Raw genomic sequence first — 17,773 nt, 5'->3', positions numbered from 1 at the left:
ACCCCCTAGACCGTCGTACAATTTTCATCAATAATTCCTATTACGGCTGCATCTATCGGTATATCATTGTCACCCAACATTCTTCTGGCTGCTGAACCACTGGCAACAATGACTCGATCACCAATTCCAGCTCCAATTACGTCGCAAACCACTATTTGTTCACCAGCACGAGTTCCACCAATTACTTTAGCTAGCATCAACTTTAAACCGTTGAGATTATCAGCTTTTCTAGTTGCCCAAACATTATCAATTAATTTAGCTGTTACCATTCTGGATTGTCCCACTGTTTCTTAATTTCTTCGATGGCTGAAGTAACGGATGCAGTATCACCAAAAACCGCTAGCATGATCATATTTTGGGGGCAACTACCTCTAATATCTTCAACAGTGACACCAACAGCTTTTTCAGCAATATCAGATGCAACAACCATTTCAATCAATCGGCCCTGGACTAAACCAACGGCATCAACATTTTCAATCTTATCCCTAATTCCGGAACCTTTACGACGATTTAAAATTGCCATGGTGCCTTCGCTAGGCGATTTGATAATTCTACAATCCACATTACTCATCTCCTAAACTGTGATAATATCGGTACAACTTTTTGCGATTCCCAGGGGAGTAACAAACATTGGATTAATTGGCTTATGAGTTGTTATTCCAGTTCTCTTTTCGATTATCTTTTCAATTCCAGCTAAACAAGCGGTTCCACCAACTAGATATAAATCGTTAACGTTATATCCAGAAACTTGATTGGTAATGATTGTGGAAATTTTCTCGATCACCGGTTTCAAAATTGGTAATAATTCTTGATGATGGGCTTTATTTCTCTTAAACAATTCGGCTTCATCAAAGGTTTTATGCATGGCTCCAGCAACAGTTAACGTTAAATGTGTTCCACCTGTAGCTTCGTCGGATACTTTGACTACTTTGCCGTTATTAATAATTGAAATACCAGTTGTTCCTCCACCAATATCGACGATGGCTCCATCCTTAATTTTCAATACATTATTGGCTGCTGTCGGTTCATCAAGAATCGAAGTAATTTCAAATTCAGCACTTTGAATAACATTTTTGATTGCTCCACCGTCCAGTGATTCAGTGTCCGGTGGAATTGCAGAAGCTGCATAAAGTAGCTGTGTTCCCAATTGTTCTTCCAATTTAGCTTTCAATTTTTTAACTAAGGTAATGGCACCAAAGTAATCAACAATCATTCCATCTTTAACGACATCAGAATATTCATATGCTCCAGCAACTGGTTCATATTTCTCGTTCATAACTACTAGAACTACACAAGCAGTTCCTAAATCGACCCCGGTATAATAAGTTTCGTGTTCTTTGATTATTGGATTTGTGATGACGGATTCAAACTTTGCAACCAATTCATTACATGTTTGTAGATTCTGTTCCATAATCATTCCTCCATTAATTTATTAATTTGATTAACTAACTCTACTTTAACTAAATTCAATCGATCTTTTGAATCGACCTGGATTCCACACAATCTGGATAAACATTTTTTCAGTAGAATAATCACTTTATACTTAGGGTTTCTAAACATTTCTTTTGTTATAGTTTTACTAAGTACTTCTTTGGCATCACATGAATAAATGTGTAAATTTGGTGGCATTTCTTGATCAAGCAACTCATATGTTTCAAAAACACTGTCGCCCAATCGTAAATCAATTTCGTAAGCTTGTGTTACGGCTGACTGTAAGTCTAATCTTAAAAGTTCAATCGTTGTTTTATCATTCGTGACACTTTGTTGGCTACTAGTAGGATTCTCTTGCTCAACTTCTACTAGTTTTATTTTCTTACCTGTTAAAAAACTTTTCGCTTCAGGAGTTAGTCGATCTCCTTTAGCAACTTTATACTCATGAAAGGCTGCTTGGTGATAAAGTCCCTGTAATTCTCTTTCAGTAATAAACATTTCTCTAGCTTCCCTTGACTAGCCTTAGATAAATGTCTTCCAAATCCTTTTGTGTTGGAACAACTGGATTGGTCTTGGTACATCTATCTTTTAATGCTGCTTTAGCCATTTCAGGAACTGCTTTCTTATATTCTTCGACATCAACACCTAATTCATCGATGGTCTTTGGAATCGATAACTGACTAGTCATTCGCTTGATTCCCCCGATCAGCAAGTTAACTGTTGATTTGTCTGAATATGATGAAATATTTAGCAACCTTGCAATCTGAGCATAGCGGTGTAAAGTTTCTGTTTCTTGATTTGAATCTAATTCTGAATTGTATTGAATAACATATGGCAAAAGCATTGCATTCAATCGACCGTGTGCCTTATGGAATCTTCCGCCAAGCGCATGGGCTAAACTGTGACAAATTCCAAGAGATGCTTCACTGAAGGCCATTCCAGCCATGCAAGATGCGTCATGTACCATCTTTCGAGCTTCCATGTTGTCACCATTTTTGACAACAACTGGTAAATCCTTCCAAACAATACGAATTGATTTTTCGGCAAATGCGTCTGAAAAATTAGTATGATTGCATGAAACATAAGCTTCTAAATCGTGAGTGATTACATCCATCCCTGTGTCTGCGGTAATTGTTGGTGGAACACTCTTAGTAAGATTAGGATCAAGAATTGCAACATCAGGAATCATCTTGTCATCAACTAAGGCATATTTACCATTGACTGATGGATCTGAGATAACCGCAAAAGATGTAACTTCACTACCAGTACCACTAGTACTTGGAATACAGATCAATTTGGCTTGGAAATTATCAAGTAACTGTCTGATAACTTTTGCTGTATCCATGGCTGATCCGCCACCTAAGGCAATAATTGTATCTGGTTGAACCGAAATTCCTTTGATCAAGCCACTTGAAACAACTTCGATACTTGGATCTGGGACAACTCCAGAAAAAATATCATAATTGACTTTTAATTCGTCCAAAATATCAGTAATGTCTCTTACTTTGCCTGATTTTTCCATGAATGGATCACAGACAATCAAAGCATTTTTAATTGTCATATTTTTCAATTCACTGATTGAATTATCACCACTATAAATTTTTGTTTTAATGCTGAATTTACTCATATAATTCCCTCCCTTCACTTAAATTTTTAATGTCTAATGACCTTAACTGGGAAATCGTATGCTTTAATCCATCCCTCAATGCGATCCAAGTCTTCATTTGATAAACTAGGATCACCTTTAACTGGATAATCAATTCCTAATTGTCCATATTTATTAACACCTAATTTGTGATAAGGTAATAAGTCAATTCCATGGAAATTAGGATAATCACGATATGGCATTAGAAAATCAATAATTTGTTGAATTTCTTCTTTACTATCATTAACTTCTTTAAGCATTGGCATTCTGATTTTCACTTGATATCCACGTTCAAAGAGTTCTTTCAAATTAGCTAGAATTCTTTCGTTACTAATTCCAGTCAGTTCATTATGTCTAACTGGATCCATGTGTTTCAGATCAAATAGGAACAAATCAATATAATCTGCCATTTCCATTAATCGATCCATTCGGCTATGGCCACAAGTCTCGATTGCAGTATTGATTCCATCTGCCTTGCATGCTTTCAATAAAGCTAAAGCAGCATCAGGTTGTGAAGTACATTCACCACCACTTAAAGTTACGCCACCACCAGATTGTTGATAAAAAGCATCATCTTCATGAATAACTTTCATTAATTCTGGGATTGTCTTGATAGCGCCAGTGATATGAAGCGCATTCATAGGACAAACCTCTTCACACTTGTGACAACCAATGCAAGATCTATCTCTTCTAACTCGGTGATTTCCATTTTCGTCAATGTAGTGGATTCCTCTTGGACAAACTTCCACGCAGGCCATACAATCACTACACAAACTTTCCTTAAACATAACTTCAAATTTTCTATGCATACCTTCAGGATTAGCACACCATCTGCATCTTAATGGGCAACCTTTCATGAATACAATGGTTCTTATACCAGGCCCATCATACAAACTATATTTCTGAACGTTGAAGATCATTGCCTGACGTTCGATTCCATTATCAATATCTGTAGCCATCATATCCATCTCCTGATTTGTTAATTAAAAGTGAGTCAATACTGTACGACTAATGATTTCGTCTTGAACATCCTTACATAACTCAACGAAGAAGGCACTGTATCCGGCAACACGGACGATCAAATCACGATATTGTTCAGGATGCTTCTGAGCATCTAGTAGGGTCTTGTTATCTAAGTAGTTGAATTGCATTTGTCCATTACCTAAAGCACAAGCTGTTCTAAGTAACATGATGAGACTTTCTTCACCTTCTTGAGTATCCAGTAAGCTAGACATAATCTTGAAGTTGTGAACCATACCAATATTCATTGAATCATTTGCCATCTTGGAGACAGATTTGATAATAGCTGTAGGTCCTTTGTAATCAGCACCTTGGGTTGGACTGATACCGTCTGATAATGGTGACCAAGCTTTTCTACCATTAGCTGAAGCACCTGTCATTTGTCCAAATGGAGTGTTGTTTGAAATTGACAATGTACCATGGCTCAATGTTGAATAAAGTGTCTTGTACTTTCTGTGTTCTTCTTCGGTAAAAGCAATAATGTCAGCGGCAATTAAATCGGCGTAATCATCATCGTTACCATATTTAGGAGCTGACAAGCAATCTTTACGAGCTTGATCGTGACCTTTGAAATCATCAACAAGAATTTGATTTAATTCTTCCAAAGTATATTTCTTATCATCGAAGACAAGTTTCTTAATGGCAGCCATTGAATCGGTATAAGTAGCAAGTCCTGACCAAACAACACCAGGTCCAAAGTTATACATTGCTCCACCACTTGAAACGTCCTTACCGTGTTCCATACAGCCTTCATACATGATTGACATCAATGGTTTTGGAGCTAAGCTTCTGTGTACTCTTTGTGAAATAACTGTTGCAACATCAGTCCATTTAGTAATGTATTGAATTTCACCCTTAACGGCTTTATCAAATTCTTCATACGTCTTGAATTGTGACAAGTCACCCATATCTGGACAAACTTTCTTGCCATACCAGAGATCAACACCATGATTTAGAACTAATTCAATACAGATTGGCCATTGTGTATAGGCTGTTGAAGTCCATTGATATAGTCGACCAGATTTTTGAGGTTCAACACAACCCATCAAACAATAGTCACGAGCATCTTCAATGGAAACTCCTTTAGCGAGCATCATCTTGATATGAGTATCATCAAAGTGACAAGCTGGGAATCCCATTCCGGCTCTGACAACATCCACGATCTTCTTGAGGTATTCACGTGGTGATTTACTGTGAATTCTACATGCAAGCGATGGTTGGTAAACTTTGACGTGTCTAACGGCATCCATTAGTAAGTAAGTTAAGTCATTAGTAGCATCGAGCCCTTGACGTGTTACACCACCAACACACATGTTAACGAATGGTTGGTATCCAGCGAAGAACTTAGAACCACCTTCACTAGTGATCCACATCATTTCTGACATCTTAATCAACATACAACCAGCAAGTTCAAAGGCTTGGAATTTAGTAATATTTCCTTCTTCAATATCCTTCTTGAACATTGGATACATATATTGGTCAACACGTCCAATTGACATACCAGTTTGATTTTCTTCGACTACTAGAAGTGATTCGATTGTCCAAACAGCCTGAATTGCTTCCCAGAATGTATCTGGTTTATGAGCAGGAACTTTGGCATTGATTTCAGAAATCTTCAAAAGTTCTGCTTTTCTCTTTGGATCACTTTCTTTATTAGCCATTTCTTTGGCATATTCAGACATTCTCTTGGCATAAATCATTACACCATCAGTTGTATCGATAACTGATTTGTAGAAGTAAATCTTGTCGATATCATCTGGATTTTCGTAATCCAATTTTTCAAGATGAGCTTTAGCTTCATTTTGAATATCGATCATACCTTTTTTCATTAAAATAACATCATAACCAGGATTGGAATCTCCACCACCATTTAATTGGTGATATGAACAATCGGAAACAAATGATTCACCAGATAATTCCCAAACTCCGGCTTCACGATATTGATCTTCACAATATTCATCAACTGACTTACCTTTCCAGAATGGGAAAAGTTCTTCACGCATAATCTTCTTATCTTCATCAGAAATATAGAACGGATCTTGTGGACGAGTACCGATTGTATCAATTTCATCTTCCATCCATCTCCAAGCAATATCTGGTGAAAAAGCACCGGCTCTAGGAGCACCATTTGGGGCACCAACGATTAATTCATTATCTTGAATTACTAAAGGAGCAGTTTCACAACAATACTTGAAACATTTAGCACGCAACATAATTTTTGGCATACCAGGATTTTCTTTGGCAATCTTAGTAATAGCACGTGCACGATAAGTTGTGATCGATGGAACTTGTTTTAAGTAGTTATCCTTTAATTTTCTAAGTCTTGGAGTGATATCATCTGGGATTTCTGTTTCAGTTTCTTCCACTAAAGTAGCTTTTGGAGCTGTATCTTTAACTACCTCATTAGAAACTGAAGAGAACATTTTTACCAAAGCTTGACGTTCTTCATCACTTAGATCTTTAGTTGCTTCAGATAACTTGGCTGAAAAATCTTTAATATCCATTTCATTCCCTCACTTCTTGCGGAATTATTTTTCTAAAATTTTTGTTATTAATTTCTTTAAAACTTCTTCTTCAATGGTCCTATCTTTAGTCGAGTGATTTGAATTATCTCCGCAATAATAAATTGCTCGTTGATAAGTTAGGTCTTTGGCAACAATATTTTCTGCCGTACAACCTCGCCCGGTAGTTTGTCCACCTAAAAACATTGATAGAGGAAAATCAGAACCGATTCCTAAACTTGATAGGTAAACTGAATCGTTAACAATCATTCGCCCAACTGGTTTTTGAATCGCATATTCTTTAATTACTTCATTATTATTTGAATGGATCACTAAGGTATGTCCACTACGTCTTTCTTTCAAAAGATGAATACATTTTTGACAAGCTCGTTTCCAATCAGGTTCTTGATAAAATGCCATCACTGGACATTTTAGTTTCACTGTAAAAGGATTTTCTTCAAAAATATAAGGTTGTTCTGAAACCAAAACAACTGCTCCATCCGGAATTGTGAAACCAGATCGATTTGCAATCCAAGTTGCATTTTTACCAATGTATTCTTGATTAACTTCAAGTCCCCTGAATAAAGTTTTTCTTAACTTAGCTTCTTCTTCAGGTGACATGAAGTAGGCACCCTTTTGAATCAATTGTTCCTTTGCATCATTAGCTATCGAACTTTCTGCTACGACAAACTGTTCCGAGGCTGGGGTTAGACCATTGTCAAAAGCACGACTTCTGATAATTTTAGAACTAGCTTCGTCAATGTTAGCCGTCTTTTCAATGAAAACTGGCGTTGATCCAGTTTCTGCATAAAGTACCGGTTTACTTGGAATTTCAATCTGGTCATAGTAATCTGGACATCCCACATTGATGACGACTGCTACATTTGAACTAGCAGTTAGTTCTTTGATTCCGTTAAACGTTACATTGTTCATATAACTCAAGAATCCTTGTGGCAATCCAGCTTCCAAACAAATTTGTTGAATCTTTGGATAAATCTTTTCTGAAATTGCAGACATCTTTGGATCAGGCACCACAATCAAAGAATTCCCTGACTTGATTGCCATGTATAACGCATAAGCACTATACAAAACCGTATTTTCAATTGGTAACAATACTGCCATTGGACCTAATGGAATTCCCATTTTTTCAATTTGTTTCTTTTCATTAAATCGTAATGGTCCAACGACTGGCTTATTATCAATATCATTTCTGTATAATTGAACAAATTTGTTATAAAGTTCTAGTTTGTCTTCACAAACTCCGATTGCTTTAGTTGAATTTTCAAGCTTCAATAAATCGGGGATGATCTGACTAACTCCATCGACAACTTTTTTCAAAATACCGTCCAACTCAACTTGACTGTATCCCGTTAACAATCCAAATGAATCTCGAGCAGTTTCTGAAACGATCCTCGCTTCTTGTAACGACTTCAAATCATTGTCTATTAATTGCATAATTATTGCTCCCTTGTTATTCAGGCAATAGCTTACTCAATGCGTATCGATCAATAATCTTACTTAGGTCGCGATGAGGACTGGGGATAACTACTGAGCTATAAACTTCTGCACCCATGTTTTCCACAGCTTTGATTCCCGCAGCCACTGCACTTTTGCAAGCTGAAACATCACCTTGAACAATTACCGAAATATATCCGGAAGCAACATTTTCATATCCGACGACATCAACATCCGCAGCTTTGCACATTGCATCTGCAGCTTCTAAAACAAACACTAATCCGAATGTTTCAATCGAACCAATTGCTTTATAATTCTCCATTTTTGTTTACTCCTAAAATTATTGATCAACGTCATGAACCGAAACGATATCGCCAACACTAGGTATTGGACGTGGCATTACATTTTGGGCGGTAAGCTTACCAATTTCTGATGCTGCTTTGGCTCCAGCTTCAACTGATGATTTAACTGCTGCAACATCGCCTTTAACAATGACAGTAACTAAAGTAGATCCGATATTCTCATATGAAATCAATTCGACTTCAGCTGCCTTTAACATTTCATCTGCAGCTTTTAATGCTGGGACTAATCCGACTGTTTCGATAAGTCCCAGAGCTTCATTGCCTCTATATCTCATAAAATTTACCTCATGCTCTAGTTCCGATATTTTTTATCGACGTATTTTTCTACTGCTTCACGGCCATCATTATTAATTCGATAATTCATGATCAAGTTTTCTTTATCATCGAGATTATAACTATCTAACTCAACCAATCCATTTGCTTCGAGAGCCATAAAATGTTCTAAATATAAATTTTCATTAAATTGTTTCTCATTACCGTAAAAAGGTTTCAAAGCTTCCATAACACTTTTTACATTGACTGAATCATGTTCATTCATATAATTGAGTACTGCCATTCGGCTTGGTAAGGACATTATTCCACCGCTCCTTTTCTAAAAAGATCTAAAGGATTCATTGTTACGATAATGGCTCCAAGTACGATAACGACTGAACCAATCACAATTGTTGGAGTTAATGTTTGTCCTAAGAAAAGAACACAGAACAAAACACCCCAGAATGCATAAGTAACATTCAGTGACATACCAATTGCACAACCTACCGTAGCATTAGCTTTGTACCAAGTTACGAAAGAAATAGCGGCACTAAGACCAGCAATTGCTAACCATAGTAATGGTGTTCCAGCGGCAATTGTGCCACCAAGTAATTTAAGAGCTCCAACTGCAGGAACTAAGAGAATTAAAACAACTAAACCAGAAATCAATTCTCTCAAGTTAACTGCGACATCTGTATCGATCATTGCTCCACCGAAACTTGAAAATACTCCTTCAAGTCCCCAGCAAATAGCGGCAATCAATGCACAAATAATTCCAAGAGTAAAGTTTGGTGCACCTTCAGGTTTAACAAAATTAATAATGATTGCCCCCATTACGCAAAGGACCATTCCCAAAACTACTCGCTTAGTAGGTTTTTGTTTTAAGAACATCCAAGCAAATAATGCTCCAAACAAACTACATGTTGCTGAAATCGGAATTGCATAGGCACCAGCCATTGCTAAACCAACCAAGTATGCTCCGTTAGCAATTGGACCTCCTAAAAGGAATCCAATAACTAACATTTGACCAGGTTTAGTTTTAAGTGTTCTACCTAATTCCTTTAAACGGCCTTTCTTAGCGTTGTAAAATAACAGCCAAATTCCGGCAATAAAATCGTTTAAGCCTGAACAAACGAATGGTGCGGCTAAGAATCCCGCTGCACTTACCAACGGATCATATCCGCTCGCAACCATGACTAATGTTGAGTAGATACCGTAGGTCAAACCCGAAACTACACCGTTGATCAGGCCTGTCGTTTTGAATTTCTTCGTCAAAGCATTCTTCTTATTATCAGCTAAGGAAAGCTGTCTCTTCATAACTCCTTTTTCGATTTCCATCTTCAATTACTCCCTATTTAGTATTTGGGGTTGGTAAAATACTTTCAACCTCTGCATGTGGACGAGGAATAACGTGAACTGATAGTAATTCACCAATTCTTTGAGCTGCGGCTGCACCTGCGTCTGTAGCTGCCTTTACTGCCCCAACATCACCACGAACCATGACTGTAACTAAACCGCCACCGACAAATTCTTTACCAATCAATGAAACGTTGGCTGCCTTAACCATGGCATCGGCCGCTTCAATAGAACCTACAAGTCCTTTAGTTTCGATCATTCCTAATGCATCGTATTTCATAATAATTTCCTCCTTGTAAAGCGTTTACATTTTATTGTGATTTCATTATATTTATTGACCCTATGGTACAAGTCAACCTAGTTTGGAGAAAAAGATTAAAAAAGGCTTTTGAAATGAGCTTATTTGTTGACAACTGTGGGTTTCTGAATTTTTTAGGAATTGAAAAGTCAAAATATGACTACAAATATAAACTTTGTTTCATGTATATTTTTTCACAATGAATATTATCTTTGTCATTATTCCTAAAATTTATTTATGATTAATTTCATATTGCCTATTTATAAGCTTTTATTCCTCTCAAATTACCCTCTACCCTTAGGTTTATCTTGCAATCATCAATAATAATTTCAGAGTTTTATATTCCTTTAATAGATAGTAATAATTATCCAATTGATCAGGAATAATTTTTATTTAATGAAAAAAAGTGAGTTTTTTTAAGAATAAAACCATCTTGATTAAGTGATGTTTTTTCCCATAAAATCGGCATTTTTTAAAAAAATATTAAGGATCATTTTTAAGTTTAGAAATGATACAAGAGAAGTCTAAAAAATTATTCATCTTTATTTCCTAAATTCTATATAGTATATTTAAGACAGCGTTTACATTGGTTGCGTAACTTCTGATACTAAAAGCAAAGGGGAAAAACATGAATAACTATTTAAAAAATTCACTCGTACCAAGTAAAATCGAAAAACTTCATCTATCAGAAAGATTAAATGTAATTCGTGCTGGTGTTCTAGGAGCTAATGATGGAATCATCTCAGTTGCTGGAATCGTAACCGGTGTAGCAGGTGCTCAGCAGAGTCAAATGACACTTTTCATCTCTGGTTTTGCCGGAATGTTAGCCGGTGCTTTATCTATGGGTGGTGGCGAATATGTTTCTGTCAGTACTCAAAGAGATACACAAAGAAATTTAGCTAAATTACAAGAACAAATGATTTCAGTTAATCCTAATCGTGAAAAAAATGAATTGATTAATTATTATGTCAGCAAAGGTCTAAGTTACGACTTATCGACTGAAGTAGCCTCAGAATTGATGGAAAGGGATTCTTTAACTTCTACTTTGAAGGCCAAATTTAATCTTGAGCTTAAAAACTATTTAAGTCCTTGGCATGCCGCTTTTTCATCGTTCTTTTCATTCATTCTTGGTTCACTTCTACCGTTGATTGCCATTACCTTTATCCCTTATCCGTATAAAGTTTCTGGTACCATGTTTTCAGTAATTATTGCTTTAACATTTACAGGTTATATCAGCAGTCGCTTAGGAAACTCAAACGTAATCAAAGGTATTCTTCGAAACCTTCTGGTTGGTTTAGGAACGATGGTCGTCACCTATTTTATTGGAACTTTTATGTCATAAAAAAATAAGCTTAGGACATAACTGTTTTTTTACTCCTAAACTTGCAGCATAAATGCGTGATTGAGCATAACTCTTTCCACTTAAAACACAAATAGGCCGTGGTAATTTTTCAATTACCACGGCCTATTTGCCTTAATGATTGAAAGCTGACCATGCTCAGTCATGCTCTCTTATTTAATTTAATTTTTAAAATTAAAGTACTTCAACAGATGCTGTTGTAACACCGTATGAAGGGATTTGGTTATTTGGCATAGCAACGTCTAATTGTCTAGGGTTACTGTATGCAAATGTACCTGTATCATTAACTGTTCTGATCAATACTGTACCATCAGAAAGTGTAATCTTAAGTGTTGTACCTTTAGGGAATACGGAAAGGTTAGCAGCAACGCCACCGTAACCCATGTTTGAACCTAGTACAGCTGGATCATAGAATGAAATCTTGAATGAACCTTGTGATGTACCAGTTGTTGATGTAGTTGAAGTAGCTGTTTGTGTTTGACTTGCACTTTGTGTTGTAGCTTGTGCTTGACTACTTGTATCTTGGGTTGTTGTTTCTTGTGTTGTAGCTTCTTGTGCTGGTTCTTGGTAGCTTGTTTCTTGAACTTGTGTATCTGTTTGTGTTTGTTGTGTTGCTTGTGTATTAGTTACACCAGGGATTGTTACAACATCACCAGGGAAGATCAAGTCAAATCCACCAATTTCGCGGCCGTTTGCTTGTTCTAGTTCAGCGATTGTTACACCGTTATTAGCAGCGATACTCTTGTATGTATCTCCTGCTTCAACTTGAACATGGTTACTGTCGAGTGAGACTGCAGCTTGAGCTGTCTTTGATGTTGCTGTGATAGCTGCTAGTGCTGTAGCACTTACTAAAGCGATAGATAAAACTTTTTTCATGAATTAATTACATCCTTAATGTTTTTATTTAGCCCTCATTTGCTAATGTAGATATACTAACAGGTATTTATTACACAACAACGTCTGTCAAGTTACAAAAGTGGACTTTTATGTAATTTTAGTAATACTTCTGAAATAAATATTCTATCTATCGTTGATATAAAGCTATTTTGATTTTTATTAATTTGAAAATAATTAAAACTTATTCTGAAAATATGAGATTATTCTTACAAAAATCATTAAATAAAAATACTCAAGATCATTACACAGATGATTCCAACCACGGAAATTAAGGTTTCTAGCACTGTCCACGTCATTAATGTTTCCTTAACCGTTAAGTCAAAATACTCTTTAAACATCCAAAAACCAGCATCATTGACGTGTGAAGCAGCCAGTGAACCTGCACCAATTGCTAAAACCATTAAGGCAGGATTTACACCGGCAGATGTCATCAATGGTAAGACTAAACCAGCCGCCGTTAGTGAAGCCACAGTTGCTGAACCTAAAGCAACCCTTAGGACAACGGCAATTAACCAGCCTAATAATAATGGGGAAACATTAACTCCCGTAAACAGCTTCATTACGGCATCCCCTACTTCACCGTCGATTAGAACCTGTTTGAAAGCTCCGCCACCACCAATTACCAATAGCAACATAGCAATTGATTTAACAGCTTCTTCAAGGCTTTTCATAATTTCTGGTGTCTTAAAACGTCTAGCCCAGCCCATGGTATACATTGAAACTAATAATGAGATTGTCATCGTAATCGCCGGTGTTCCGATAAAAGCAATGACTGAATCGAGTAAAGTTGGATTTTGTGGAACTTTACCATCATTAAAAACTAATTGATAAACTGTGGTGATAGCCATCAAAATTACCGGAAATAGTGATGTTAAAACACTGATTCCAAATCCCGGTGTATCAGCTAATTTAAATTCTTTTTGAGGACCTAAAGCTGTTAAGTTACCTTTTCGGTTAAAAGCATTTGGAACCAATTTTTGAGCAATTTTAGTATAGATAGGGCCAGCCACGATCACCGCTGGAATAGCTACGATAATTCCATATAACAAGACGTGTCCGGCATTGGCATTCAAAACTGCACTGATAGCTGTTGGTGCTGGATGAGGTGGTAAAAAGCCGTGTGTAACTGACAATGCAGCTGCCATCGGAATTCCCAAATAAAGAATTGACACTCCCGCTTCTACGGCAATTGCAAACACGATTGGAATCAATAAAACCATTCCGACCTCAAAGAACAGAGCAATTCCGATAATAAATGAAGCTAAAACAATAGCTAATTGTAATCTCTTTTTACCAAATTTCTCGATCAAAGTGTGAGAAATTCGATAAGCACCACCGGCATCGGCAACTAACCGACCTAGCATGGCACCAAAGCCAAAGACAATTGACAATTCTCCTAATTGACCGCCAATTCCATCTTGAATACTCGTGGCAATTTTAGTCATCGGAATTCCTAATCCAATTCCTACTACTATAGAAGTGATAATTAATGAAAGAAAAGTATTTAATTTTAATTTGATAATTAGAAATAACAATAAAGCTACTCCTAAAATTAATACTAAGAAAGCCATGGTAGTTTCCTCCTCTTTTGTTACCGCTTACAAAATTTCTGATAAAGAAAGTGCGTCATTGGCGCACTCTTTTTTATTTCATGTGTTTTTTCTGGAATTCAGCAATACTCTTGTATTCTGGTTCCAAAACTTTTGATAGTCTTATCCAAATTGGTAGTAGTTCACGATAAACTTCAAAATTTGCTTCATTAGGTTTGTGAACATCAGTTACACCGACCATCCCTTTGACTGCTGATAGATCATCAACATATCCTAAGGCATACATACCTAAAACGGCAGCTCCTAAACATGAACTTTCAAAACTTTCCGGAATAGTAACATCTTGTTCAAAAATATCAGCTAACATTTGTCTCCAAAGTGCGGAACGGGCAAACCCACCTGTGGCTTGGATACTCTTTGGTTTGCCGGCAACTCCTTCAATCATTAGCATAACGATGTACAAGTTATAGACAATTCCTTCCAGAGCAGCTCGAACCATGTGAGCTCGAGTATGTTTACGAGTTAACCCGAAGAATGAGCCCCTGGCATAGGCATCCCAGATTGGAGCCCGTTCTCCTCCAAGATAAGGATGGAAAAGCAAGCCGTCAGATCCTGCAGGAATTTTTTCAGCGATTTGTGTCAAAATGTCATACGTTGAAACTTGCATCTGTTCCGCGGTAATTTTTTCTGGAGCAAATAACTGATCCTTTACCCAGCGAAAAACGATTCCACCGTTATTGACTGGACCACCAACGACCCATTTGTCTTTGGTCAAAGCATAACAGAATAAATTACCATTTGGATCAACCACTGGTTTATCAACAACTACCCGGACTGCTCCAGAAGTTCCAATTGTTACAGCAACTACTCCTGGATCAATCGCATCAACACCTAAATTAGACAGAACCCCATCACTAGCTCCAAAAACAAATGGAATATCACTAGAAATTCCTAGAATCTCACCATATTTTGGATTTAATCCGGTAATATAATCCGTTGGTTCAACTAATTCTGGCAGCTGTTCTTCAGTAATCCCTAATAAGTCTAGAGCCTGCTTATCCCATTTTAATTTAAAGATATTGAACATCCCGGTAGCTGAAGCAATCGAATATTCCATCTTATAACTGCCGAACAGACGGAAGAAAACATAAGATTTTAAATCAATAAATTTTTTTGTTTGTTTGAACAACTCTGGCTTTTCATTTTTGATCCAAAGAATCTTTGATAAAGGAGCCATGGGATGAATTGGCGTCCCAGTTTTAGCGTAGATTTGTGCACCAACACCATTTTCTTTTAATTCTTCACTGTACTTAGCGGCACGATTATCAGCCCAAGTAATTGCTCGAGTCAATGGTTGGTCATCTTTATCCATCAAAATCAAACTGTGCATAGCTGATGAAAACGAAACTCCTTTTAACTCACCTTTTTGAACTTTTCCTTTACGAATAACTTGACCTAAAACTTCAATCACTGCATCAAAAATATCATCTGGATCTTCTTCTGCCATATCTGGTATATCTTGATACAATTGATAACCACTATTAGCGTATGCAATAACTTTACCTTTCATGTCATATAAGACACTCTTGGTACTAGTCGTTCCAATATCAACGCCAATCATATATTCCATAATCAAACTCCTTGTAAACTTTTTCTAGATAATTAACATTATTGCATATTTTAACAATTTTTTTTAGACATCGTGATATATCGTTACTTCTTATCGACGGCGTGACCACCAAATTCGTTGCGCAAAGCGGAGACTACTTTTCCTGTGAAGGTGTCATTCTCTAATGAACGATAGCGCATCATTAAAGACATTCCGATAACTGGGGTTGGGACTTGCAACTTCAGAGCTTCATCAAGAGTCCATTTACCTTCTCCGGATGAGTGCATAACCCCTTTGATGTGTTCCAAATTCTTGTCTTTTGAAAAGGCATCTTGCGCTAGTTCCATTAACCAACCACGAATAACTGAACCATTGCTCCAAACTTTGGCAACTGCTTCATTATCGTAATCAAATTGACTATGTTCCAAAACGTCAAATCCTTCTGCTATGGCTTCCATCATTCCGTATTCAATTCCATTGTGGACCATCTTCAAATAGTGACCACTGCCGGCTTTACCTGTATATAAATAACCGTCTTCCATGGCAATGCCTTTAAAAATTGGTTCGATATATTTGAAAGTTTCGTAATCATCTCCACCAATCATAAAGTTACCATCATGATTAGCTCCACTCTTTCCACCAGAAGTTCCACAGTCAAAGAATTTAATTCCTTCGCCAGTCAAAATTTGATTGTGCTTGAGTGAATCTTCATAAAATGAATTTCCACCATCAATCACGATGTCGTCATTATCCAAAAGTTGACTTAATTTATTGATTGTTTCATTAGTAGGTTTTCCTGCTGGCAACATCACCCAAATGATTCGAGGTTTCTTTAAAGCAATTACTGCTTCCTCCAAACTATCAACTGTCTTAGCACCAAGTTTAGTTGCTGCTTTTTTAGCGTCGTCATTTAAATCAAAAGCCACCACATGGTTGTTATTTCTAAGTAAGTTCTCAACCAAATTGATACCCATTTTTCCTAAACCGATCATTGCTAGATCCATGTGTAAAATCTCCTTTTGTAAAAACGTTTTCATTTATTGACTATATTATATGAAAATTATTTTTAGAAATCAATAATATTTTAGAAAAATCTTTTCACACGATTTAGATTGTGTTATTTTATTATTGTGAGGTAAAGCCTATGCAAAAGAATATTAATATGTTGATCAAGTCGTATTACGACAATTTGAATGGGACATCAAAAGATATTGCGGATTATTTATTAAAGCATCCCCAAACCAGTTCTGCCTTAACGATTACTGATTTGGCTAAAGAAACCAATTCATCGATTTCTTCCATTTCAAGATTCGCAAAAAAATTAGGTTTTAACAATTTCCAAGAATTAAAAATCAATTTATTAACATCAACAAGCGAAAAAAAAGAAGCTAACAATCTCTTTCAGGAAATCAATCCTTCTGACAGTTTGAAAGATATGGCGAAAAAGATTTTCACTTCTAATATATCAGCTCTGAATGCAACGATAGATACAATTAGTCAAAAACAACTGGAAAATGCTCTGAAAATCATCACTCCCAAGACTTCAATTGCTTTCTTCGGTTTAGGAGCTTCGGCAATCGTAGCTTTAGATGGTTATCATAAATTTTTAAGATCTGACAAAACACCTTTATTTGCCAATGACTATCACATGCAATTGATGATGGCCACAACTTTACAGGATAGTAGCTGTGCAGTCATCATTTCTCACAGTGGGGAGAACAAAGATGCATTAAGAATCGCTCAAAAATTGAGAGAGAAAAACATTGCAACTATTGGTATCACTAGTTACGGTAATTCTTCATTAACTAAGATTGTCGATGTCACCCTCCTTTCAATTTCAGAGGAGACTAACTATCAAGATGAGGCACTCCACGCTATCATTGCCCAAATTTCTTTAATAGATACATTATTTGTCTTAACTGCTATGACTGATGATTTACAGACAACTGACGTTTTCCAAGAAATTCGCGCTACTATTAATGATACGCGTTTAACTAAATAAAGAACCTTCGATTAAAATAGTCCAGGATAATCATA

Annotated in this window: 19 protein-coding genes; 2 read left to right on the top strand and 17 right to left on the bottom strand. The window is 36.5% G+C overall.

The features are described from left to right. Positions 1-5 precede the first annotated feature (5 nt). The 13 genes from U8521_RS02525 to eutM are packed head-to-tail and all read right to left on the bottom strand — an operon-like array spanning position 6 to position 10,302. Complete coding sequence (locus tag U8521_RS02525; RefSeq protein WP_334351766.1) at positions 6-269, bottom strand: EutN/CcmL family microcompartment protein; 264 nt, start codon at positions 267-269, stop codon at positions 6-8. Then, entirely contained in the window at positions 263-571 is a 309-nt protein-coding gene (locus U8521_RS02520; RefSeq protein WP_246013772.1) for a BMC domain-containing protein, read from the bottom strand. The genes U8521_RS02525 and U8521_RS02520 overlap by 7 nt, the downstream gene beginning before the upstream one ends. 3 nt (positions 572-574) lie before the next feature. Next, a complete protein-coding gene (gene eutJ / locus U8521_RS02515; RefSeq protein ID WP_334351765.1) occupies positions 575-1,417 on the bottom strand; it encodes an ethanolamine utilization protein EutJ in 843 nt (280 codons plus the stop codon). Further along, on the bottom strand, positions 1,414-1,929 hold the full coding sequence (locus U8521_RS02510) for a hypothetical protein (protein WP_334351764.1): 516 nt from the start codon (positions 1,927-1,929) through the stop codon (positions 1,414-1,416). The genes eutJ and U8521_RS02510 overlap by 4 nt, the downstream gene beginning before the upstream one ends. 4 nt (positions 1,930-1,933) lie before the next feature. Further along, a complete protein-coding gene (locus U8521_RS02505; protein WP_334351763.1) occupies positions 1,934-3,058 on the bottom strand; it encodes a 1-propanol dehydrogenase PduQ in 1,125 nt (374 codons plus the stop codon). A 26-nt stretch (positions 3,059-3,084) separates the two neighbouring features. Next, positions 3,085-4,035: a choline TMA-lyase-activating enzyme gene (gene cutD, locus U8521_RS02500; RefSeq protein WP_334351809.1), complete on the bottom strand. Its 951-nt coding sequence runs from the start codon at positions 4,033-4,035 to the stop codon at positions 3,085-3,087. 24 nt (positions 4,036-4,059) lie between these two features. After that, entirely contained in the window at positions 4,060-6,600 is a 2,541-nt protein-coding gene (gene cutC / locus U8521_RS02495; protein ID WP_334351762.1) for a choline trimethylamine-lyase, read from the bottom strand. 24 nt (positions 6,601-6,624) lie between these two features. Next, positions 6,625-8,052: an aldehyde dehydrogenase family protein gene (locus U8521_RS02490; protein ID WP_334351761.1), complete on the bottom strand. Its 1,428-nt coding sequence runs from the start codon at positions 8,050-8,052 to the stop codon at positions 6,625-6,627. A gap of 16 nt (positions 8,053-8,068) precedes the next feature. After that, positions 8,069-8,374: a BMC domain-containing protein gene (locus U8521_RS02485; protein ID WP_334351760.1), complete on the bottom strand. Its 306-nt coding sequence runs from the start codon at positions 8,372-8,374 to the stop codon at positions 8,069-8,071. Positions 8,375-8,392: 18 nt separating this feature from the next. Next, positions 8,393-8,689 (bottom strand): BMC domain-containing protein, encoded by a 297-nt coding sequence (locus U8521_RS02480; protein ID WP_135371212.1) that lies wholly within the window; start codon positions 8,687-8,689, stop codon positions 8,393-8,395. Positions 8,690-8,706: 17 nt separating this feature from the next. Next, positions 8,707-8,988, bottom strand: a complete 282-nt coding sequence (locus tag U8521_RS02475; RefSeq protein WP_334351759.1) for a hypothetical protein — start codon at positions 8,986-8,988, stop codon at positions 8,707-8,709. Next, complete coding sequence (locus tag U8521_RS02470; protein WP_334351758.1) at positions 8,988-10,004, bottom strand: DMT family transporter; 1,017 nt, start codon at positions 10,002-10,004, stop codon at positions 8,988-8,990. The genes U8521_RS02475 and U8521_RS02470 overlap by 1 nt, the downstream gene beginning before the upstream one ends. Before the next feature lie 13 nt (positions 10,005-10,017). Then, positions 10,018-10,302, bottom strand: coding sequence for an ethanolamine utilization microcompartment protein EutM (eutM, locus tag U8521_RS02465; protein ID WP_334351757.1), 285 nt, complete (start codon positions 10,300-10,302; stop codon positions 10,018-10,020). Between the two features lie 646 nt (positions 10,303-10,948). On the opposite strand from eutM, the gene U8521_RS02460 reads away from it, so the two are divergent. Next, positions 10,949-11,662, top strand: coding sequence for a VIT1/CCC1 transporter family protein (locus U8521_RS02460; RefSeq protein WP_334351756.1), 714 nt, complete (start codon positions 10,949-10,951; stop codon positions 11,660-11,662). Between the two features lie 192 nt (positions 11,663-11,854). Here the strand turns inward: U8521_RS02460 and U8521_RS02455 are convergent, their stop codons facing one another. From U8521_RS02455 to gnd, 4 genes are all read right to left on the bottom strand, one after another. Continuing rightward, positions 11,855-12,556: a DPBB and LysM peptidoglycan-binding domain-containing protein gene (locus U8521_RS02455; RefSeq protein ID WP_334333284.1), complete on the bottom strand. Its 702-nt coding sequence runs from the start codon at positions 12,554-12,556 to the stop codon at positions 11,855-11,857. Positions 12,557-12,795: 239 nt separating this feature from the next. Continuing rightward, positions 12,796-14,148 (bottom strand): gluconate:H+ symporter, encoded by a 1,353-nt coding sequence (locus U8521_RS02450; RefSeq protein WP_334351755.1) that lies wholly within the window; start codon positions 14,146-14,148, stop codon positions 12,796-12,798. A gap of 73 nt (positions 14,149-14,221) precedes the next feature. Next, the gene (gene gntK, locus U8521_RS02445; RefSeq protein ID WP_334351754.1) at positions 14,222-15,757 is read right to left on the bottom strand and encodes a gluconokinase; all 1,536 of its coding nucleotides are present in this window, start codon (positions 15,755-15,757) and stop codon (positions 14,222-14,224) included. 83 nt (positions 15,758-15,840) lie between these two features. Next, entirely contained in the window at positions 15,841-16,740 is a 900-nt protein-coding gene (gnd, locus tag U8521_RS02440; protein WP_334333287.1) for a phosphogluconate dehydrogenase (NAD(+)-dependent, decarboxylating), read from the bottom strand. 140 nt (positions 16,741-16,880) lie between these two features. Between gnd and U8521_RS02435 the strand changes: the two genes are divergently transcribed. Beyond that, positions 16,881-17,738 carry a MurR/RpiR family transcriptional regulator gene (locus U8521_RS02435; RefSeq protein WP_334351753.1) on the top strand — a complete coding sequence of 286 codons (858 nt, stop codon included), beginning with the start codon at positions 16,881-16,883 and terminating at the stop codon, positions 17,736-17,738. Positions 17,739-17,773: the final 35 nt, after the last annotated feature.

It is taken from the genome of Companilactobacillus miaonis, from assembly GCF_036913615.1.
In the GTDB taxonomy this organism is placed as follows: Bacteria; Bacillota; Bacilli; order Lactobacillales; family Lactobacillaceae; genus Companilactobacillus.
Note: the sequence above shows the minus strand (reverse complement) of the source record. Positions and strands in the feature narration are given on the sequence as shown.